This is a genomic window from Leptospira kirschneri serovar Cynopteri str. 3522 CT, from assembly GCF_000243695.2.
Taxonomy (GTDB): Bacteria; Spirochaetota; Leptospiria; order Leptospirales; family Leptospiraceae; genus Leptospira; species Leptospira kirschneri.
Window position 1 is genome coordinate 186,423 of record NZ_AHMN02000020.1, and the last position, 21,231, is coordinate 207,653.

Here is a 21,231-nt window from a genome sequence, read left to right on the forward strand (position 1 = left end):
AATTCCATAATATACTAATTTTAGATAGATCCGCTCTTTTTATTTTGGATCCATGAAAAATGTGTGATTCTATCCCTACCGCTTACTTTGGAACAATAAAGAGCCTTGTCGGCTTGTTCAATTAGATTTAGAGAGTATTCTGAATTTATACTTTTCGAATTAGATGTAGTAATCCCTACACTGATTGTAACGGATCTTTTTTCCCAACTAAATTCTCTCACGGTTTGAACGAGTCTTTCTGCAATTTGGTTCGCTTCTACTTCGGACGTATTGGGAAGGGCTGCGATAAATTCTTCACCTCCATATCGAGCTAAAACGTCTTTTTTTCGAAACGTTTTTGTCAAAAGAGACGCTAGTTCTACCAGAACCTTGTCTCCGGCAATATGTCCGAATTTGTCGTTATAATCTTTAAAGTGATCTGCGTCAATCATCAACAAAGAAAGAGGAAGTGATTCTTTATTACAAACATGGATGAGGTTGTTTAATTCCTCGTTGAACATCCTTCTGTTTTTGAGTTTTGTCAACGGATCGGTAGAAGCCTGTTCAAATAGTCTATCATTTGTTTCTTTGAGTTTTACTGCTAGTTGACTGATCTTACGGTTGGATTCGATCACATCGGTGATGTCTCTTCCTGTAACATAGACAAGACCAGCCGCCAGATCCGGAGAAGCAGTCCAGGAAAAATATCTATACAATCCGTCTGCGCAAATATATCGATTTTGAAAGGATAGAGTAAGTAGACCTTGATTTAATTTTTCAAATTCACGATAAGTACTTTCCTTATCTTCTGGATGAAGAAGATGAAACGGATCTTTACCGACCAGGTCTTCTTTTTTCCAACCTAAGGTCCGTTCAAAAGCAGGATTTACGAGTAGAACGTTTCCGCTTAGGTCTACGATTGTAAGTAAATCCAAAGAGTTATTTACAAGTTTTTCGAGGTCGTATTCGTTTTCAAAATTCATGATTTTCTAGTTCCGTATTTTAATTTTGTTATAAGGAGGAGCTTTTTCTTGAAAAATGAGTGATTCTATTTCTACCGTTCACTTTGGAGCAATAGAGAGCTTTATCCGCTTGCTCGATTAGACTTATCGAATATTCTAAATTTATGTTTTTAGAATTTGAATTAAAGTCGTGTGTAGCAGCACCTACGCTGACTGTAATACTTCTTTTTTCCCAATTAAATTCTTTCACGGTTTGAATGAGTCTTTCCGAAATTTCGATCGCCTCGTTTTCAGAGGTTAATGGAAGAGCTACGATAAATTCTTCTCCTCCGTATCTAGCGAGTACGTCACCTTTTCGAAATGCTTTTGTCAAAAGATCCGCTAAAGTGATTAAAACTTTATCTCCTTCGAGATGCCCAAACGTATCGTTGTAGTCCTTAAAATGATCTGCGTCGATCATCAATAGAGAAAGGGGACTGAATTGTTTTTGAGAGAAATGAACTAAATGATTTAATGCTTCGTTGAAGGCTCTTCTGTTTTTAAGTTTTGTCAATGAATCGGTAGATGCTTGTTCGAATAGTTTATCGTTTGCGTCTTTGAGTTCAGTTGCCAATTGACTGATCTTACGATTGGATTCGATCGTTTCGGTAATATCTCTTCCTGTGATATAAACCAAACCGGATTCTACATCTGGAAAACCAGTCCAAGCAAAATATTTGTAAGTTCCGTCTGCACATCTGCAACGATTTTGAATGGAGTATCTGGGAATTCCTCCATCTAATTTTTGAAATTCCTGTAGAATCGTTTCTTGATCCTCAGGATGTAAAAGATGAAAAGGACTTTTACCTAGTAGTTCTTCTTCTTTCCAACCCAAGATTCTCTCAAAGGATGGATTTACGGAAATGACTGTCCCATCCATTCTTTGAATGGAAAATAAATCCAAAGAATAGTTGTAGAATTTTTCAAGATTGTATTCGTTTTTATATTCCAAATTATTTTCTCCAGTTACTTATAAATGAAAGCTTCTTTTACAACGAGTCGGTTTTACAATTTTTAACCTAAAAATAGAGTTCTTCTTCAAAATGAATCCAATTTGTTTATTAAGAACTTGGATCACGACAAAATCTGGGAACAATGAGTCGCTTGATTTCTACCGTTGGCTTTGGAACGATAGAGAGCACGGTCTGCTTCTTCTACAATCCTTGTAGAAAGATCCGTATCGCAAAAAGTAAAAATTGGAAGGCTGAAGTCTAAGGTTGCAATGCCTACGCTGATCGTGATAGATCGGTTTTCCCAGGTTTCTTTTTCGATTGTGGTTACCAATCGATCCGCGACTTCGATTGCTTTGTATTCTCCGGTGTCTGGTAATGCGACTACAAATTCTTCTCCGCCAAACCGAGCCAATAAATCAGTGATTCGTAGTGTATAAGTAAAAACGGAGGCCAAGCGGATTAAAACCCGATCTCCTGCGGGATGACCAAATTGATCGTTGTATGTTTTGAAATGGTCCACATCGATCATTAATAAAGATAAAAGTCCTCTTTTTTTGTTCGTGTGAATGATCAGATCGTTTAATTCTTTGCTAAATGTTCTCCTATTTTTTAACTTTGTGAGAGGATCTGTACTTGCTTGTTCAAATAATTTATCGTTTGCGTCTTTGAGTTCTGCCGCGAGTTGGTTGAGTCTACGGTTAGATTCTACGATTTCAGTAATGTCTCTTGCGATGGCGTAAATCAATTCAGAACGCAGATCAGGAAAGGCCGTCCAAGAAAAGTTTTTATATTCCCCATTGGCACAACGATAACGATTTTGAAAGGATACAATAGGCACACCTTTTTTTAATCTTTCTACAACTTGGTAGGTTGCCTCTACGTCATCTGGATGTAGGAACGTATAAGAACCGAAGGCGAGTAGATCTTCGTTTTTCCAACCAAATGCTTTTTGGAAAGAAGGATTGATTCTGAATATGTATCCATCTAGTTTTGCTATACAAAGCATATCTAAAGAATAATCAAAAAATTTTTCGATATCGTATTTCATTTCTTCGTATTTCACGCGATTCCTCGGATAAAAAAGAAATGAATGAGGCAATTAAAGAAGAAGTTTTGTTTAGTCATAAGAATTCGGTTTGAGAAGTTTTGTAAAAAATTTTTGTATGAATGAAGAGTGATTCTCTTTGACTCCACGAATGTTTTTATTTTGCCTCTTGTAAAAGTAGTCTAATAGACGCAATTTTATAACTAAAAATCATAACTGCAAAGTAAAAAAACCAAATCGAAAGATGAACATTATATAATAAATTGTATTCAAATTATAGAATGTTGTTCTTGAATGAATTAAAATTATAAAAACGGAAGATTGTTATGTATTTATATAAAATCCTTCCTATTTAATCGTTTATAAAATGTGCCAATTGATAATATGAATTAATATGAGTTGATTCGATTATTACTTGTATCTATCTGATCTCAAAATACTGAAAAATAAATTTTTATAAAGAGGATTTCTTATACCGAACTTTCGTTTTTTTTAAGTTTTTTATTTTACTCGTCTAATTAGGTTTAGGCGAATCTGATATTTTATCTTTAAAAAATAGGAGTCTAATTTTTGTTTTCTGATTCCTATAAATCGGACATACTGAATTTTTATCATAAAACTCTGTTGGTGATAAATGTTTGGTATAGTTCCGAATAAAAAGTTTTTAGAGATAATTTACAGAATTGACCATATAACTATCTTTAAACGATTTTAAGTGAAATTATAGACTCTGAAATAACTCAAGCAAGAACGTAAGAAATCAGTTTTACCTTAGGTCTATTTTTTTGTAAAAAATAAACGTGGGAACTCTCACAAATACCAGTTAAACTTTGAAAATTGTGGGAACTACTATAAAATAAAAAAGAATCATCGTCCAATCCGATTTTTGTACAAAGCCGTTTTTGCGACCATTATCAAAATTTAAATCCCAGTTTAACGTAAGTTCGGTCGAGAAAGAGTCTTCTAGAGTTCCTACAATTTTAGATTTTGTTCGTCAAATCTTGATTTGTAATAGTTCCCACGTTTTAGAAATATGGCTGTAGTTCCGACCTAAGTTTTAATATTAAAATCTTGATTTGTAATAGTTCCCACATTTTAGGAATCGATCTGTGAAATTCAGATTCCAATTTTTTTCAGAAAAATGAGAATCATAGCCGAACTCACGTTTAAGAGAGATTCATCGTTTTGATTACAAACTAACAGTGTGTAGATGATATGATTTGCAGGACTTACAAAAATCAATTTTCGAATTTGTAATAGTTCCCACATTTTTAGATTTGTACGTCAAACTCTCAATGTATTTTATAAATCTGTAAAAAGTCTACACTTCTGACCGTGGCTCCTGGTGCTCCGGAAAGAATTACCACCTTATCTCCTGGAAAAAGAAATTCGTCCTCTTTGAGTTTCTGATTCATGTAAGCGATCATATCTTCCAACCTCGTAAAAAAAGGCATTACAAATGGAACCACACCTCGATAGAGTTTCATCTTTCTGGCGGTAGTCACAAACGGAGTGAAAGAGTAGATGGGAACTTTGGGCCTCATTTCGGAGGTAATCAATGCGGAATAACCGCTTCTCGTAAAATTAACGATTGCCTTTGCATGAATTCCGTGGGCTATTTCTCTTGCGGCGTTTCCCAGTGCGGTTTTTTCTGATTCTAAGAACGTTTTTTTAATATTCCAGTGAATCTCATAGATATGATCGATGGTTTCGGTTTCTTGAATGATTTTAGACATGATCTCAACGGATTCGACCGGATAATGACCGTTAGCCGATTCTGCGGAAAGCATAACCGCGTCCGTTCCATCCATGACCGCGTTGGCTACGTCGCTTGCTTCTGCACGGGTAGGTCTTGGATTTTCAATCATAGATTCCAACATTTGAGTCGCTGTAATTACCGGTTTGCCCGCTTGATTGAGTTTGTAGATGAGTTCTTTTTGTAGAATAGGAACTTTTTCAGTATCGATTTCTACTCCTAGATCTCCTCTTGCAATCATGATTCCGTCTGCTCTTTCTATGATTTCTTCTATGTTTCCGATCGCTTCCGGTCTTTCTATCTTTGCGATGAGTCCGGTATACGTACCTTCTAAATAAGATCTTGCTAATTCTAAGTCTGCTCCGGTGCGAACAAAACTGAGAGCCGCGTAATCTACGCCTAGAGAGAGTGCTAACTTAAGATCTTCCACGTCTTTTTCGGAAAGAGCGGGGGCGGAGATAGGCGTTCCTGGAAGATTAATTCCTTTGTTGCTCCATAAGATCCCGCCTACGATTACTTTTAAAGTAGCGGAGTCCGATTTTTTAGAAATAACTTTTAAAATCAATTTACCGTCGTCGATTAGAATCTTGTCTTCTTCTTGTATGTCTCTAATTAGATTTGGATACGTACAACCGATCCTATGCTCGTCTCCCAAAATATCAGAGTCCGGAACGATTTGAATCTCTTGATTCTTATGAAGTAGAATGGAGTTGAGTTTTAATTTTCCGGTTCGAATTTTAGGACCTTGTAGGTCTGCCATGATCCCTAAAGGAAATCCGAAAATTTGTTCGCACTTGCGTAACGTGTCATAGACTCTTTTATGAGAATCGTGAGTGCCGTGTGAAAAATTCATCCGAGCTATATCCATTCCAGCTTTGAGAATGGAGAGTATGGTTTCTTCGGAAGAAGAAGCCGGACCTATAGTGCAGACGATTTTGGTTTTTTTCCCGTTTAGAATTTTCATGCAAGGCAATTGTAAAGAAATATACTCGTTCTTCCAGCGAATATTTCCTCTTTACGAACGGAAACCGGAAAATAGAATGAACCAAAAATAGGCGTCCTCTTCTTGGAGAAGCACTTAGAACGTATCGGTTTGGTTTATCACCCGGATTATAACTTAGATCTGGGGCCTCACGTATTTCCGGCAAGGAAATACCAAATGGTTTATGATCTTGTAAAACGGGATTCTAAACTTTCTAATCTTTATATCTATAAACCGGACTTAGCTAAAACTAAAGACTTATCTTTAGTTCATACTCAAGAATTCTTAGATGATTTTTTCTCTCTCAAAATCACAGAAAGAACCCAGTATTCCGAACTTCCTCTAACAAAACAAATCGTTCATAGTTTTGTTTTAGCCGTGGGGGGTACTATTCTTTCAATGGAACTGACTCAGAAATATAAGTTTGTTTATCATATAGGTGGAGGTTTCCACCATAGTATGCCGGATCGGGCGGAAGGATTTTGCTATTTGAATGATGCGGCGATTGCGAGTAAGTTGTATCAGAAAGAATATCCAGGTAAAAAAATTCTTTTTATCGATTTAGATCTTCACCAAGGCAACGGAAATTCATTTGTATTTCAAGATGATCCCGACGTATTTACATTTTCCATGCATCAGGAGAATTTATATCCAAAGAAAGAAAAATCCGATTTAGATATTTCTTTAGAAGAAGGAACAGACGATAAAGAATATCTTGAGCTTTTGAAAAAATCCTTACATAAAATTGAATCTGATTTTAAACCGGATTTGATTTTTTATATCGCGGGAGCTGATCCGTTTGAAGGAGATTCTCTCGGTGATTTGAAACTTACGTTTCAGGGTTTAAGAAAAAGAGATCAGATCATAAGAGACTTTGTGTATTCGTTGAACGACACTCGGGTTGTTATTCTTCCTGCTGGAGGATACGCAAAAGATTTTTACGATACGGTAACGATCCATTATAATACGATTAAAATATTTGCGGCCGACTGAGTATGGGCATCTTTTCCAATTCTGATAAGAAAAAAGGAAACCCAGGTTTTTGGGATGGTCAAGAGCTGGGAATGATCGACATTTCCAGAGAGTTTCATACTTCTCTTGGAATCGAAAATAGGCTTTTTAATCGTTTTTCCCAAGAAGAAGTAAAAGAGATGATTGAAAGCGCCGGTATTTTTCGGATTTTGAAAGTAAGAGGTTATCAGGATTACGAAATTTCTTTGGATGGAATTTCTGATATGGACAATCGAATTTATATCAAAGATCTTTCTGGCGGAATTTTGGTCCATATGCGTTTAAAATTTTCTGACTTTCAGTTTAAAAAGCTGGATCATTCCTATAAGCTCGTTTATATTGACTGGCTCCTGACTCAGAATTTAAAAATGAAAAATATGAAGGCCAAAAAGAAACTCTATCAGGGACAAGAGTATCCCGGACTTTCTCTGATGAATGAAATCACTTCGTTTATTAAAATTCTCGCGGCTAAATTGGGAGCATACGGAGCTTTTAATATTCCAGAATACTTTCACGATGCGGTTTTATTTCATAAGTCTTTTCAATTTGTGGATCCAGAAAAAGAAGGAAGGTTTAGAGCGATTCTACAATCTTTTAGCAGAACCAATTTGAGGGAACTGAGCGATCAGATTCACAAAGAAAAAATTTATGAAGCTTCCACGGGAAATATTTACATTTGGAAATACGGAGAAATGGTTTCCTGTATTAATTCTTATATGGAAGCGACTCTTTTTGATGAAGAATATGATAAAAAAGTGAAAAAGATCGTTTCCGAAATAAGGTATATCAGGAAAATATAATATGACGGAATTTTCCCTAAAACCAGAGATCATCATTTTAGACGACGACAGAGATGTCGGAGAAACTTTAGAACTCATTCTAAATAAGTTAGGGTATCAGAGCGTTTTTTTCGATTCCGTGGAACAAGGAAAACAATACTTCGAAAAAGAATTGAATCCGATTGTTTTTCTGGATATTCATATGCCTGGTACAAGTGGTCTTGAAATTCTTCCCTATTTTAAGAATTTGGAATCTAAAACCCAAGTGATCATGATGACCGGCGAAAGGGACATCAATAACGTGGTCACTTCTTTGACCCACAAAGCGAGTGATTTTTTACTGAAACCTTTTTCGATTCAGACGGTTCAAATCGCAATTCAAAAAGCATACGATTATTATGTTATTCTAAAAGAAAAAGATATACGAGAGGAAGTGATCATGCGGGATCTTCGTCTCGCTTCTAGGGTTCAAGGAAAAATTTTTTCTATTCCTGATTTAAGTCCGTATAAGGTGGAAGCGGATATTACTCCGGTTTCCTTTGTGAGCGGAGACTTTAATGTGATCTTGAAAAAGGAAAAATCCACACTCGTACTTTTAGGAGACGTTGAGGATCACGGAGTTACTTCCGGTTTGATTGCTCTTTTGATGACTACGATTGCTAGGGAAGAATTTAAAAATTCCAATAACCCGAGTGATATTCTACACAGAATGAATCAAGAACTTTGTCTGAATATCGGAACTCATAGTATGACCGCTGCCTGTGTGATTCTTTTTCCGAACGATAAAAAGTTGGTGTATGCGAGAGGAGGACATCCGTTTCCAGTACATTTTCATAAAGATGGGTTCTCTTTTTTAAAAGAAAAATCGGGCCAGTTGTTGGGAATTTTAGAGGATTTAGATTTTCCGAGTCATGAAGTCCTTTTAGAAGATAAGGACGTTATCTTTCTTTTTTCGGACGGGATTATAAACAATCTCAATCATCCTTTAATTTCAGAGTTAGATCGTATCCATAAGTCAGAAGAGAATCCTATCAAACCCATGAAAAAAGCTTTGGATGATTTTGTTCGTACTTCGATTCCTTCTAAAGAATATAGGGATGATTCTTCTTATATTCTTTTAGAGATTCATTAAAAAAATCAATAATTGATCGTTGTTTGCTTTTAAACATTTAGATTGGATCGTTCTTGGGCCAATAGATTCTGCCAATTTTATATTGAATATGAAGGAAATATAATAAATAAGTTCATGATTATTTGATAGATGTTTGAAAGTGCCAAATGTCTGGTTTGATTTTTACCTCGCTTAAAAAGTAACTTACGGAGGCTGATGAATGAAAACTTTTAAAGACGAAATTCTTTTTGAATTAGAACGTTTAGAAGGAAAAACAGGTGAAGATTTGTTGGCTATACTCAAAAAAATAAAAGCCTATGATTACGATGGTTCATTATATCAGAGTGTAATCAGTAAAAAATACGATCCGAATTGGGATGATTATAAATCTTTTATCAATGCTCTATATGATAAATATTTAAATAAAACTTTCGAAATTTTAGAAAAAGAAAATGATTCGTTTCTAAGGGAAGAAATTAGGAAGTTTGCTCTCGGATTTACCATCATAAAAGATAATTTATATATTATCCTCGCAAGATTAGCCGATGATGAGTCTTTTTTGATACTTTGGGAAGAGTCCAAAAAAGTTTTAGAAACTGAAACCGATTATCCAGTCATTGCGACTCCTATATTCTGTTTTTTGAAATTATATGCGATTGAAAAATATAGAGAACGGATTCGAGATTTTTTATTAAACTCGTTCGAATACTCACGAAAATATGCCTTAAAAAATAGAAAATACGATTACCTTGGAGATAACCTTAATAGTGATATTTACTTGGTGATTTCCCAGGGAATTCTTTCCCTAAATCAGGAAGATCGGGAAGAATTTTGCGATTTAGTGTTGAGTGCATACAGATTTGCGACTGAAAGGAAAAGAAAATATAGTATGTATCAAGTTTCTGGTTATCTTGCGATTTACCTGACTGCATTTTCAAGAAAAATCGAAAGTAAAATTTTCGACAAATCTATCGCAACGATCGGTAAAAACTATCTGGAAAATAAATTCGTTTTTCAGACTAGATATACAAAGTGGTATTTGGAAAGAAATGGTTCTGAGGCTCTTGAATTTCTAAGAAATTGTGAATGTTATGATCAGTTAGGATACATTGCCGCACTTTTGGCTGATCTTGACTATAAAAATGCAAAGCACATATTGCAGGAAAAGAAAAAGAAAGTTCAAGATATGATTGTTATAGAGATTTTTTTAGAAGCAATCGCAAGACTTGAATCTCAAACAAGTATGCCCGAGTCGCAAAATAGAATGATCTGGATGTTTGAAAGCGTTTCGGCTACTCAGAGAACACTAGGTGCAGGTTCTGACAATGTGTTTTTGAAAAGAGCTCAAGAGAAGACAAACGTTGAAGACTGGTTGCAGGAGGCGGATCAAGAGTGATTATAATCGGTATTTTAAACAAGGATAAAGTCTTCCGTCTTTAATCCTCGTCTTGAAACTGAAAAAGTTCTTCGGGGATCTCTTTTATGGAAACGGAAGGAAATGTTCCTTTTCGAATATTAAAAAAAACTAATTCTGGAAGACTAAAGAATAAGGATTGGAATCCTTTTTGAAGTTTTTCTCCTTTGTCAAAGGGTAACGTGAAAACGCCTATCAATGTGGATCCGATTCCTGCCGCTAAATTTACGGTTCCGTACAAGGGTCGACCCAAAAATACGTCGTCCGTAAAAAGTGGAAAAAAATGATCCTCTCGATTTGATTTGTAGATGGAAGAAGAAAATGTAAACGATTCTAAAATATGGGTTTTCAAGTTTGGATTTTGTTCAAGTAGTTCGGCTAATTTTCTTCTTCGATATGAAAGAAAAATTTTTTCTCCTTCGTTATCCCAGCTATTGGAAACGGAATAAGAAGCGTAAAAAGGAATAAAGGAGAGCGAAAAATTAAAGTTTATCTTTTTTCCAGGAAAGGAGATTTCATTTTGTTCAAAAGAATTTTGGGCACTTTTTAAAATTTCAGTCGTACAGTTTTCAAATAAAATGCGAAATGGGTAGAGTTTTTTTAAACGACTATGGTATTCTTTTTCTCTTTGTTTTGCAAATATTAGATATTTCTTAAGCACGGAATTTTCAGGCAAATACATAGGGATTAGGAATTTGTTTTCTCTTTGAGGAAGTAGTTTTTCAGACGTCACTCGTACTGGAATCGAGGTTTGAATTCCTTCTTGAAACTCAAAGGCTCTGTTGGACGCGTCTTCCCAGATCTGATATTCCTTTTCTGTAAGTTCGTTTAAGGTGGATATTTTTTTTCTAGCCATTGAAACGATGGCCCATGTTTCTTCGAAAAAATATTGAAGCGTTTGCGCGTCTTGTGAATCTTCTTTGTAAACGATGGGGGAATCGTCCGGGAAACTGGATAAAAAAACGGGAGATCCTATTCGGATGCTTTCTTCGATTGTGTGTAGTCTGGCTAAAGTTACAAGTGCGCTATAAGCCCAACCTGGATCTTTGTCGGATAAAGTTTGTATCAGCCCTTTCGTTTGTTTTTCTCTGAAGTTTTCTAAAAGTTCCTTTTCCTTAGTACTTAATGGTTCTTGTATATTCGATATTTTTAATTCTGAATTTAAACCCCATTCTTCCCTTAAGATTTGACAAAATAGGATCCCTTCTAAGATGTCTCGTATTTTTAAATAAGATCCTGGTTTCAAAAACGGAAAAACGTATTTGTGCATTTTTTCGGGAAGAGGGGAAAACTCCATTTTTACGAGTAAGTTGTTAGGAGAGAGTATTTCGTCCTTCAGGTTCTGTTCTAAGTCTTTTAGAAAATTTTCACCTAACGCGGTCGTAAGTTTTGATTTTAAATCTTTGGAAAGAGCTGAATTATATTCGGAAGTAAAGTAGGCGGTGGCTCTCAGTCCTATTTTTTTTTCGGGTGAATTTAGTTCTTCTAAGAACTTGGTTTCCTTTTTTAACATCTCCAGATTTTGCAGATGTCTAAATTGGACCAGATAAAGACGATTGAGTCCGGATTCTAATGCGGAGACTTCTTTCTGGCTAAGTTTGAGTCTAGTAAGAACGCTGGTTCGATTAGAAATGATATTGTAATCAAAAGCGAAATCGTCGTAGGATTCTCGAACTATATGAAAGATGTCGTCCGGAAAAAATTGATAGTGATATACTTTGTTTCCTACTCTAATTCCGGTGTGTCCTCCGCTGGATTGTCCAATGTTCGAATCTACATAGATAAAATCAGCGGTTGTAGGAGTGGAATAAAGCCCTGTGGAAAACAACAGGGCTATCCACAAAGGAATGAAAAAAAATCTCAGAATTGATGAAATCCTTTTCGGATGGATTCTACAATTTCTGGATTGGAAGTTCCGATTTGAGAAAGAAAGGTTTGAAATTTATCTTCGTTTACTCCTGCTTTTTTGAGTCCACTTCCAATTCCTAAATACGTTACGCGCAATGACTTCCAGTTTGTGAGTCCGTTATGAAGCGCCAGTGTTGTAAGATCGTTTTTAAATTCGATTTCTTGAAATCCGTTTTCTACGTGTATCGCAGTTAGATCTCTAACGTCTTTGAGATACGCCTTTTCTTTTTTTTCATCGTCGTCTGAAGAAGAGGAAAAAATAGAACTCACCGAAGTAGAAAGAGATTTAATCGACTTAGAAAGACTTTCTAAAGAATCAGAGGATTTACTGAGAGAATCAACCGCTCTGGAAACGGAATCGGAAATAAAACAATCATTGAAAGAAATGATGGTAAGCCCAAGAATCAAAGCGATCAGTAGTTTTTGAATACGTTTCATCAAACGAAGTCTCCTTGTTTTTCGGTTGGAATTCTATTTGATAGCTGTGCCTTGAGTCAAACAACTTTTGCGGTTTGTAATACCACGGAACCGAATGCTGGAAGTTTTAGTTTTAAAATTCCTGTTTTTACAGAGTATTCTAAAGATTCTGGAACTTGTCCGGTCCAATAATCTATAAATTGTTTGGGTTTGGAAACGAAAGTAGTTTCGATTTCGATTGTATTTTCTACTTCGTTCGGGTTCCAGATTCCTAAAAAACCGGCGGGGTTGTAAAGTGCCGGTGGAAAAAGTCCGGAGCTGATTCCTATCGGGATCGGGGTTTTGTTTTTACACTTGGCTCCTAGTTCTAAAGTTCTTTTTAAAAAAGTGAGTCTTTCTTCTCCGATTAGAGAAAGATCGTCGCTGATAAAAAGTATTCCTCCGCTTACTGCCATTACACTTGCCATCAATTGAGTTTGTGCGGTGGTCATTTTATTTTTACTTTCTCGAACTAAAAGACAGTCGGGATCGTTAATCCATAAATTTCTATGCATTGAAGAACGGTTGATATCGTTGATCAAGGCTCTTTCAGTACAAAGAGCGTGTTTGTCTTTGGATAAAATCCTAACTTTTTCCCTTCCCCAAAAAGGAGCTACGTCGCAACTGATCCTCATCGCATCAAAAAGTCCGATCGAAGGATAGATAGGCGCCCCACATCCTAGTAAAAATATTTCTTTTCCTACTATCTTGCGGATGAACTTAATTACGTCCGTATAACGTTTGTGAGGTGAAACTCCTCGGTCGTAAGTCCAGCCAGGAAGTAAGGCTGCATATAAAAAGTCCAGTTTGAGATAGGAATAACCGAATTCTTTTACGATTGTTTTAAAAATGTTCTCTAAAAAATCCCTAGAAGTGGGATGGGTGACGTCTATACAATACGTGTGATCCATTCCCCAAAGAGGGTTCCAAAGCGCGGGGGTAGGTTTTCCGTCCCTATCTTTTAAAACAGCTTCTGGATATTTTTGGAAAAATTCGGATTTTTTTCGGACTAAAAAAGGAGCGAGCCAAATTCCAGGAATCAATTTTTCTCTTCGAATTTCCTCGGCTAACAGTCTCATTCCACCCGGAAATTTATCGTTTGTAGTCAGCCAGTCTCCTATTTCTTTTTGGTAGCCGTCGTCTATCTGAAAGAATTGGATCGGAAGTTTTTTTTCCTTTATAAGAGAAAGATTTTTCAGAATGATCTTTTCGGATATTTTAGTATAGTATTGATACCAGGAACACCAACCGGTTGGAGCTGGAGTGGTAGTAAGTTTTACTTTATGAGCTTTTCCTAATTCACTAAAATACTTTTTTAAGTGTAATTCTGGTTTGATGGTAAAACGAGAAATTCCTATTGGAGTCAGAGGGATTTTATTTCCTCTGAAATCTTCATAACGATAAAAATCGTAGATCAAAGAAATTCCAGAGTTAAAAATTCTAGGTTTCTTTTTAGAACTTTCTAATTCTTCTTTTCTGGAAGAAGAAATGACTCTAAACTTGACTCCTTGTTCTCCCGGACCGATCGCGCCCACAAAGTAATTCGGTTCTTTTGAAGAAGAAATTAAAAGGATCATTCCTTCGCTGTGCCAGTCTCCGTTTACGCCGGAATGGTTTGTGTAAAAATTCTCCTGACAATATTTTAGAAAGTCCAACTTTGGAGATTCGTCTACTTCTGAAAGTGGATAAACTCCGCAAAGGCTCCAGGATTGATAGCCGTGTTGAAAAATTTTAGGTTCGTTCAGTTGGTGTGGAGGAAGTTCGATTTCCAAGGTAAGTAATTCTGTTCCGGCCTTGGGTCTTTGTTCTCCGATCCATTCTAGATGGGGTTTGAAAGTTTCATTCTTTCCTGTTTTTTTATGCCCAAGAGAAAGTGAAAAATTTCGACAATCGCTATAGGTTTTAGTTTCTTTACCTGATATTTCAAAAGTGGATGTAAAGGAATTCTCATAGACTTTGTAGTTTAGAATGGCTCTCATAATCTCTATCGCTCATCTTTTTCTTTTTTCCGAATGGAAACTTTTCTATAATAAGAGAATTTCCACTTCGTATTTTTGATTCCCGAAAACCGCGTGGCACGGATTATTATGAAATTATGCCTCTAAAACCTTCAACTATAAAACCAGAGCTTTTTCTTGGAGATCTTTCGGAGCAAAGATTTGAAGAATATAAATCAGACGATCGTTTAGCGGTCGATTGTGAAATGATGGGACTCAATCCTAGAAGAGACAGACTTTGTGTAGTGCAGATTTGTGATTCTTCGAATAACATAAGTTTGGTTCAAATCCTTCCAGATCAAAAAGAAGCTCCGTTACTTAAGTCTTTATTTGAGGATCCTGAGATCGTAAAAATTTTTCATTTTGCGAGAATGGATTCTCTTTTTCTACGTTATCGTTTGGGAATCGATTTGCAAAATGTATTTTGTACAAAAATTGCTAGTAAACTTGCTCGTACTTATACGGACAAACACGGTTTGAAAGATCTCATCAGGGAGTTTTACGACGAGGTGATCGATAAAAAAAATCAATCTTCCGATTGGGGAAAAAAGATACTTACGAAAGATCAAATAGAATATGCGAGCGGAGACGTTAAATATCTAATTTCTCTAGAACAAAAACTTACTGAAATTTTAGTAAGAGAGGGTAGGGATTCTTTGGCAAGGGAAGCTTTTCGTTGTCTTCCTGTTTTTAATCAGATCGATTGGCTTGAAATGCCTGCTCTTTTTGAACATTGAAAAAGAAACTCACTCGAACCTTTATATGTCAGTCCTGTGGTCAAGATTATACACGCTGGGCGGGGAAATGTGAATCCTGTGGGAATTGGAATTCGATCGTGGAAGAGATAGGTGGTGAACGTTTCTCTTCTTCGAACGGAAGTTCTCAAAAAAACAAATCGTATAAAGAACCGATTCCTTTAGACAGAGTAGAAGAAGAATCTCTTAAAAGAATGGGAACTGGTCTAAAAGAATTGGATCTCGTTTTGGGGGGAGGACTGGTTCCAGGTTCTCTGACTTTGATCGGTGGAGAACCAGGTGTTGGCAAGTCCACTTTGATTTTAGAAGTTTCACGTTATCTGACACAGGTAAATAAAAACGTTCTCTATATTTCCGGAGAAGAATCCCCTTCTCAAATTCGGATGCGCGCGGAGAGGATGGGAATCAGTGCTTCTAATCTTTTTGTCACATCTGAAACGGTTGCTGAAAATATTTCTTCTATGATTGAAGGGGAAAGACCTACGGTCGTTTTTGTAGATTCGATTCAGACGATTGCAAGAGAGGCACTTCCCAACCAAGCCGGAACTGTCACACAACTGAGAGAGTGTACTCAAGTTTTATTGGAAACTGCAAAACGATCTGGAATTCCGATTTTAATGACCGGACATATTACCAAGGAAGGAACGATCGCTGGACCTAAAGTTTTAGAACATCTTGTGGACACGGTTCTTTATTTTGAAGGAGATAGACTCAATTATTATCGTTTACTTAGAGCGGTGAAAAATCGTTTTGGTGCAGTTGGTGATCTTGCAATTTTTGAAATGTTTTCTGGCGGTTTAAGAGAAGTAGGGGATCGAAATCGTGTTTTTGTAAGTGCTGGTGCGGAAGAAAGAAGCGGTTCTGTGATCAGTGCGGTTTTGGAAGGTAGTAGGGCGCTTACTGTGGAAGTGCAGGCTTTGGTTAGTAAAACCGGTTTTGCTCAAGCGAGGAGGATGGCGGAAGGTCCGGATACTCGTCGTGTGATCTTGCTGGCCGCTGTGATCGAAAAGTATATTAAAATCAAATTAGGAGAATGTGATCTATTTAGTAATCTTGCTGGAGGTTTGAGCGCGGATGAACCTGCTTTGGATCTTGCGATTTGTGCTTCGATTATATCCAGTTATCTGGATCAACCTCTTCCAAAAGGAACTTGTGTTTTGGGCGAGGTTGGGCTTTCGGGAGAAGTGCGTAGTATTGGTCAGGCCAATCTTAGGGTTAAGGAATTGGCTGGAGTTGGTATGAAGAAGGTAATTTTGCCCGAAGGAAATTTAAGCGAATTGGATCAAAATTTAGAGATACAAATCAAAGGGATTCGTTCTTTGAACGATCTGCGCTCTCTTTTTCCGGGCGCCAACTAAATCATATTTTTTTGAATATTCTTTTTTTATAATATAAATGTTGAAAAATTAATTTTTTATCTGTTTCTATTTTATGGAAACAATTTTGTTAATTGAACTATGGAATTTTCTAACAACTCTAATTTACTAATATGGTGTTCCTATTATTGTATAGGGGTTTTGATTTTATTAAAATTGACTTTGGGATATAAAACTGGGATCCATAAATTTTTATCGCAAATGTTTATTTCAGAGTAAAGTATAGATTTATATTTCTGAAGTAGTTTTCAAAATTACGTTACTATTGCTTTTATACACTGTAAGTATCAAAACGATTTAAAAAGTTAGAATTCAATTGGATCAAATTTAATGACTTCGCAAGAATTAGAAATTCAAATTCAGAAATTCAAAAAGATCGTTCCTACTGAAATTACGAAAACTCGTTGGGAACATTCGATACGAGTGGCAGAAATCGCAAAAGAACTTGCAATCATTCATAGTAAAGAGGAAGCGGGACTTGCTTATCTTGCCGGGATCGTACATGATATAACAAAACAAAAAACTTCAGAATTTCATAAAACTTTGTTCTTAGAATCAGGACAGAATGAATTAGAACAACTTCCATCTGCCGCATGGCACGCATACTCTGCAGCGATTTATCTCAAGTCGCAATATAATTTACAAAACGAAAAAGTATTATCCGCAGTAAGAAATCATACTTTAGGAGCGGAAACTCCCGGACTTTTAGATCTAATACTCTACGCGGCCGATTTTTTAGGTTCGGAATACGCAGAAAAAAATCCGCATTATGCAAATTGGAAAGAACAAGCTAGAAAGAATTTGTATCAAGGTGTTTTGTGTAAAGCTAGAAATACAATAGAAGATTTAATCTCTTCCGAAAAGTCGATTCATCCTCGGACTGTTTTTACATACAATCTTGCAATCTCAAAATGTTTTTTATCCTAAAATATAAGAATATTTTAATTTTATAAAATTATAAGCATTTCTGTTTCTCTATGTGTGAGCTTTATGCGCAGATTGTTTAGAGTACTGGATTTTTTCTGAAACATAGAGTTATTGAAAATTACATAGTGAAGATCTGTGAAATTGTTTCAATGTAACGGAAGCAGATGAAGAATTCATTTTTCAACAACTCTAATGTTTAAAATTCAAAGTAATATAACGTGAGCAGGAATCTATTTCCTAAAATGTCGTTTTTCCGTGAAAAAATGGATGTGGGAACTCTTACAAAAACTTGAAATTACCGTAAACACTAAAATGTGGGAACTACCACTTTTAGAAAATTCTTTCTCGTTTTCTAACGACGAACTAACGTTAATATAATTGTTTAAAGTCGTTTTTTAGATTTTATGGAGGTTTCCAAAAATAAACAAAATTTTTGAAACAACTTTCAAGTCCGCTATTTTTATCAGAATCTGTCCTCAAAAAAACAATGTAATGGAGTTCTGGGAAACTCAGTGTATCGTGTTCTGTAGGGACAGATTCTTTCAGTTTGATCTTTCTAAAAAATACAATTTGATTTTGAGACGTACTTAAAAATGAAACATCTGATTTTAGAAAGCCCGTCTTTTAATTGTTAGTCGAACGGTCCGTAACCCAACCCACCGTAAAAGAAATAAAAATCATAGTGAGATAACGAAGTCCTATTTGGATAAAATAATCCCCCACGCTCATCTTGGACATAGGAAGTAAAATTAAAAAGTCCAGTCCCCAGTTGATTGCAAGCCAGATGAATCCTGTATTAAAAAGAATTGAAAATTTCTTTCCGGAAATTTTCAGAGCAAGAGAGGCTAACAAAATACAACCTGTAAAATTTCCGACAAGAATCATCACCGTTTTGAATAAAAATAAATCGGTCAGTAATTTTCCGTCTCTGGAATGAAACGGAACTGCGACAGCAAAAGGAATTAACCAGACTAAAAAACCATAACTAAAGATACGGACTAAATGTTGTTTCATAATACTCCTCAATGATGTATGAAATTCTAATTCTTTCTATTTAAGAAAAACCCTAGGTAATGAATCAATATTTAAAAAAGTCAAAAAAACTAAATTTTTATTCAAAACCATATAGCAGAATACCAGATATTTTGCACTCCGTTTTACAATAAAAGCTCACGATATTTAATTTTATATGGTCCAGAGTATAATCACATAATAAAATTTTAATATAACAATTTGACAAAGTATGTCATATATTTTCGAAATTCTCTCTAAACTTAAATAACGTGAGTTCGACGTAAGGACTCCATGGTTCATTTTTCTAAAAAAAGTTGAGATCTCAATTCCTAAAGTGTGGGAACTCCCGCAAATCACGATTTTACAAACAAATTCTAAAATTGTAGTAACTCATACTTTTAGAAAATACTTTCTCGTTTTCTAACGACGAACTAACGTTAAATAAAACGAAAGTCAGGTTCATCATAATCAAAAAGATTTACAATAGAGTTGTTGAAAAATTCCATAGTGAAGATTTGTAAAATTGCTTCAATTGTCCATTCAATCCAATACAAACAGATCAAGAATTCATTTTTCAACAACTCTATTGAAATTAAAAATTATATATGATAATTTTTGTCTTATATTGTGTTGTAAACTGAAAACATGAGTGCGGATAGACTTCTTTCCATACTTTTACGACTACAAGCAAAGGGAGGATCTCATCTAGGGACCCGGCAAAAAAAAATTAGAAGTTTCTGAAAGAACAATTCACAGAGACATGGAAGCCTTAAGCGTTTCCGGAGTTCGCGGAACGAGGATCTAAAGGAGGTTGGGAATTATAGAACCAATTTTACCGGGATGAAGAAGGAAGAGATCTTTTCGATGATTCTCACAAGTTCCATTCGAATTACATCTGATCTCGGAAGAAAAAAAGATTTAGATTCGGCGCTTATAAAATTTATGGCTTGCTTATCAAAAGGAAGCGGAGATGGTTCGGCAAAGAATATATGTGGACGACGCCGATTGAGTTGTTCAGAAGAGGAGTTTCCTTTTTTATCTCTTCTACAAGACGCGGTCTGGCAGAAAAAGAAAATCGTTCTGCGATATAAAGTGGATGAAGAATCTAAAAAAGGAATCGTTTCTCCCTTGGAACTTGTGGCTAAAGGAAAAATTTGGTATTTGGTGGCCAAATATGAAAAGGAATTTAGGACTTTCCGTGTTTCAAGAATTATAGAAGCCAACTTAGGAGATTCTTTTGAAAGACCAAAAAGGTTCGACTTGGAAAAGTATTGGAAAGATAGCGCGCTGAATTTTTTATCTAAAATTCCGTCTTATCCGGTGCATTTTAAGATCCGAGTTTTAAAATTTGATTTTTTTAAGAATATATGATATATAAGAATATTAAAATATTCGAAAATTAATAAGGATTAGATCGGAATAAGGGCCGATCTTGAGACTAGGAAATGGGCGTTATACCATATTCTAGGTTTAGGGGATTCAGCGGTTTTATGGGAGCCAGAAGAATTACGAGAGGTTTTGTTGAGTTCTGTAGTAAAAATTATAGATTCTTATTCTAAAATCTTGTGATCGCATTATTGAAAATTCATTTTTCTTTTGTCTTAAAGCGGATGGCAAAAATCATTTTGTTAATCTGAGTTATAGAATTTTTTAACAACTCTATTTATAAAAGTTAATATCCCCGTTCACAGTAAAGTTATAAGATACGATATATTCTTTTCGATTATAAATTTTTATCCGATAGGTCTTAGTAACCGCTAGATTCGAGTCGTAAAATCCAATCTGATTCGAGATAATTGGGAAAAAATGGTAAGTCAAAGTAGTAGTTTTTTGGTTTTCTCATCTTTCTTTTTCCTCTTTCGATCGATTGACAGAGAGTCTTTCCATTTTAAGATAGCCTTATGAAAATTACCGACGAAGTTTTTAAAAATGCACTTTCCCATTTTCCATCAGGTGTCACCGTTATTACTTATTCTCATCTTGGAAAACACGGCGGTCTTACCGTTAGTAGTTTTAGTTCTCTTTCCTTAGATCCTCCTTTGATTTTATTTTGCCTTCAAAAAAATATAACAAGTCACGATCCTATTCATGACTCAGGTAAATTTGTAGTGAACATTTTAGCTCAGGGACAAGATTCTATTTCCAATCAGTTTGCATCTGGTAAAACGGATAAACATTCCCTCATTGGAGAGCTTGGTTGTGAGGTCGGCGATTTAAAAGTCCCTGTTCTACCCGGAATCCTTTCTTACATTGAATGTGAAGTGGATCGGTTTGTAGACGGTGGGGATCATTCTATTGTGATTGGAAAGGTGATTTCTGCAGGATCGAACGACGAGCTTCGGCCTCTATTATATTACAGGCGTAATTATTATTCAATTTAGAATATTTGAATATAATTTTATTTTAAAATTCTGTTTTTAAGTTGTTTGGATTTTTGCTGAGTATTTTTTTGTGTTTAGAGTTCATATGTTACCGATCGCGTTCTAAAATGCAACTAAAGACGAAAGTATATATTAAGTTTATTTAATGTAATTTGTTGCTGCAGCAATAAGTGCGGTCCGGTAAGTCAGATTTGCCCAAATTTTCTTTCGCAGAATGGAAGTAAAACAATTGATTGGGTACTTTGTTATATAGTTCTTTGAGTGGTTTTTCCAAAATCTGTCTCTAAAACGGTTATTTGTTTCAATTTTACAATATTCTATGGAATGGTAGAATATCTGTAGGTTGTCATTTTATCTTACAGTTAAAGAGGTTTGTTTTATTTGAA

General features: G+C 35.5%; 16 protein-coding genes and 1 pseudogene. 9 read left to right on the forward strand and 8 right to left on the reverse strand.

Going from position 1 to position 21,231, the window contains the following annotated elements:
* Positions 1–20: 20 nt before the first annotated feature.
* From LEP1GSC049_RS208795 to pyk, 4 genes are all read right to left on the reverse strand, one after another.
* A complete protein-coding gene (locus tag LEP1GSC049_RS208795; RefSeq protein ID WP_004754111.1) occupies positions 21–962 on the reverse strand; it encodes a sensor domain-containing diguanylate cyclase in 942 nt (313 codons plus the stop codon).
* 28 nt (positions 963–990) lie between these two features.
* Entirely contained in the window at positions 991–1,932 is a 942-nt protein-coding gene (locus tag LEP1GSC049_RS208790; RefSeq protein ID WP_004755222.1) for a sensor domain-containing diguanylate cyclase, read from the reverse strand.
* A gap of 122 nt (positions 1,933–2,054) precedes the next feature.
* Complete coding sequence (locus LEP1GSC049_RS208785) at positions 2,055–2,996, reverse strand: sensor domain-containing diguanylate cyclase (protein ID WP_004759461.1); 942 nt, start codon at positions 2,994–2,996, stop codon at positions 2,055–2,057.
* Between the two features lie 1,274 nt (positions 2,997–4,270).
* Positions 4,271–5,698, reverse strand: a complete 1,428-nt coding sequence (gene pyk / locus LEP1GSC049_RS208780) for a pyruvate kinase (RefSeq protein WP_004762998.1) — start codon at positions 5,696–5,698, stop codon at positions 4,271–4,273.
* A gap of 102 nt (positions 5,699–5,800) precedes the next feature.
* On the opposite strand from pyk, the gene LEP1GSC049_RS208775 reads away from it, so the two are divergent.
* The 4 genes from LEP1GSC049_RS208775 (at position 5,801) to LEP1GSC049_RS208760 (ending at position 10,013) form a co-directional block, all read left to right on the forward strand.
* Positions 5,801–6,709, forward strand: a complete 909-nt coding sequence (locus tag LEP1GSC049_RS208775) for a histone deacetylase family protein (protein ID WP_004755293.1) — start codon at positions 5,801–5,803, stop codon at positions 6,707–6,709.
* A gap of 2 nt (positions 6,710–6,711) precedes the next feature.
* Positions 6,712–7,527 carry a hypothetical protein gene (locus tag LEP1GSC049_RS208770; RefSeq protein ID WP_004754296.1) on the forward strand — a complete coding sequence of 272 codons (816 nt, stop codon included), beginning with the start codon at positions 6,712–6,714 and terminating at the stop codon, positions 7,525–7,527.
* A 1-nt stretch (position 7,528) separates the two neighbouring features.
* The gene (locus LEP1GSC049_RS208765) at positions 7,529–8,638 is read left to right on the forward strand and encodes a SpoIIE family protein phosphatase (RefSeq protein ID WP_004754961.1); all 1,110 of its coding nucleotides are present in this window, start codon (positions 7,529–7,531) and stop codon (positions 8,636–8,638) included.
* Between the two features lie 199 nt (positions 8,639–8,837).
* Positions 8,838–10,013, forward strand: coding sequence for a hypothetical protein (locus LEP1GSC049_RS208760; RefSeq protein ID WP_004762987.1), 1,176 nt, complete (start codon positions 8,838–8,840; stop codon positions 10,011–10,013).
* A 40-nt stretch (positions 10,014–10,053) separates the two neighbouring features.
* Here the strand turns inward: LEP1GSC049_RS208760 and LEP1GSC049_RS208755 are convergent, their stop codons facing one another.
* The 3 genes from LEP1GSC049_RS208755 to LEP1GSC049_RS208745 all read right to left on the reverse strand — a co-directional run bounded on the left by LEP1GSC049_RS208755 (position 10,054) and on the right by LEP1GSC049_RS208745 (position 14,374).
* Complete coding sequence (locus tag LEP1GSC049_RS208755; protein ID WP_025178540.1) at positions 10,054–11,544, reverse strand: hypothetical protein; 1,491 nt, start codon at positions 11,542–11,544, stop codon at positions 10,054–10,056.
* Between the two features lie 347 nt (positions 11,545–11,891).
* A complete protein-coding gene (locus LEP1GSC049_RS208750; protein ID WP_004759345.1) occupies positions 11,892–12,377 on the reverse strand; it encodes a putative lipoprotein in 486 nt (161 codons plus the stop codon).
* Between the two features lie 56 nt (positions 12,378–12,433).
* Positions 12,434–14,374, reverse strand: a complete 1,941-nt coding sequence (locus LEP1GSC049_RS208745) for a glycoside hydrolase family 36 protein (RefSeq protein ID WP_004754591.1) — start codon at positions 14,372–14,374, stop codon at positions 12,434–12,436.
* Positions 14,375–14,490: 116 nt separating this feature from the next.
* Here LEP1GSC049_RS208745 and LEP1GSC049_RS208740 point away from each other — a divergent pair, with 116 nt between their 5' ends.
* From LEP1GSC049_RS208740 to yqeK, 3 genes are all read left to right on the forward strand, one after another.
* Positions 14,491–15,129 (forward strand): ribonuclease D, encoded by a 639-nt coding sequence (locus LEP1GSC049_RS208740; protein WP_004753787.1) that lies wholly within the window; start codon positions 14,491–14,493, stop codon positions 15,127–15,129.
* The gene (radA, locus tag LEP1GSC049_RS208735) at positions 15,126–16,505 is read left to right on the forward strand and encodes a DNA repair protein RadA (protein WP_016748572.1); all 1,380 of its coding nucleotides are present in this window, start codon (positions 15,126–15,128) and stop codon (positions 16,503–16,505) included. Before LEP1GSC049_RS208740 ends, radA begins: the two co-directional genes overlap by 4 nt.
* A gap of 348 nt (positions 16,506–16,853) precedes the next feature.
* The gene (yqeK, locus tag LEP1GSC049_RS208730; RefSeq protein WP_016561152.1) at positions 16,854–17,450 is read left to right on the forward strand and encodes a bis(5'-nucleosyl)-tetraphosphatase (symmetrical) YqeK; all 597 of its coding nucleotides are present in this window, start codon (positions 16,854–16,856) and stop codon (positions 17,448–17,450) included.
* Between the two features lie 624 nt (positions 17,451–18,074).
* On the opposite strand, the gene LEP1GSC049_RS208725 is transcribed toward yqeK, so the two are convergent.
* On the reverse strand, positions 18,075–18,464 hold the full coding sequence (locus tag LEP1GSC049_RS208725; RefSeq protein WP_004755139.1) for a hypothetical protein: 390 nt from the start codon (positions 18,462–18,464) through the stop codon (positions 18,075–18,077).
* A 645-nt stretch (positions 18,465–19,109) separates the two neighbouring features.
* On the opposite strand from LEP1GSC049_RS208725, the pseudogene LEP1GSC049_RS01095 reads away from it, so the two are divergent.
* Both LEP1GSC049_RS01095 and LEP1GSC049_RS208720 read left to right on the forward strand, forming a co-directional pair.
* A pseudogene (locus LEP1GSC049_RS01095) lies at positions 19,110–20,033 on the forward strand (helix-turn-helix transcriptional regulator).
* Positions 20,034–20,365: 332 nt separating this feature from the next.
* Positions 20,366–20,845: a flavin reductase family protein gene (locus LEP1GSC049_RS208720; RefSeq protein WP_004763036.1), complete on the forward strand. Its 480-nt coding sequence runs from the start codon at positions 20,366–20,368 to the stop codon at positions 20,843–20,845.
* The last annotated feature ends 386 nt before the right edge of the window (positions 20,846–21,231 follow it).

Excerpts from the sequence above, each read along its gene's own strand:
- LEP1GSC049_RS208795 (WP_004754111.1), bottom strand. The coding sequence starts at position 962 with ATGAATTTTGAAAACGAATACGACCTCGAAAAACTTGTAAATAACTCT.
- pyk (WP_004762998.1), bottom strand. The coding sequence starts at position 5,698 with ATGAAAATTCTAAACGGGAAAAAAACCAAAATCGTCTGCACTATAGGT.
- LEP1GSC049_RS208770 (WP_004754296.1), top strand. The coding sequence starts at position 6,712 with ATGGGCATCTTTTCCAATTCTGATAAGAAAAAAGGAAACCCAGGTTTT.
- LEP1GSC049_RS208765 (WP_004754961.1), top strand. The coding sequence starts at position 7,529 with ATGACGGAATTTTCCCTAAAACCAGAGATCATCATTTTAGACGACGAC.
- LEP1GSC049_RS208760 (WP_004762987.1), top strand. The coding sequence starts at position 8,838 with ATGAAAACTTTTAAAGACGAAATTCTTTTTGAATTAGAACGTTTAGAA.
- LEP1GSC049_RS208755 (WP_025178540.1), bottom strand. The coding sequence starts at position 11,544 with ATGTTAAAAAAGGAAACCAAGTTCTTAGAAGAACTAAATTCACCCGAA.
- LEP1GSC049_RS208750 (WP_004759345.1), bottom strand. The coding sequence starts at position 12,377 with ATGAAACGTATTCAAAAACTACTGATCGCTTTGATTCTTGGGCTTACC.
- LEP1GSC049_RS208745 (WP_004754591.1), bottom strand. The coding sequence starts at position 14,374 with ATGAGAGCCATTCTAAACTACAAAGTCTATGAGAATTCCTTTACATCC.
- LEP1GSC049_RS208740 (WP_004753787.1), top strand. The coding sequence starts at position 14,491 with ATGCCTCTAAAACCTTCAACTATAAAACCAGAGCTTTTTCTTGGAGAT.
- yqeK (WP_016561152.1), top strand. The coding sequence starts at position 16,854 with ATGACTTCGCAAGAATTAGAAATTCAAATTCAGAAATTCAAAAAGATC.
- LEP1GSC049_RS208725 (WP_004755139.1), bottom strand. The coding sequence starts at position 18,464 with ATGAAACAACATTTAGTCCGTATCTTTAGTTATGGTTTTTTAGTCTGG.
- LEP1GSC049_RS208720 (WP_004763036.1), top strand. The coding sequence starts at position 20,366 with ATGAAAATTACCGACGAAGTTTTTAAAAATGCACTTTCCCATTTTCCA.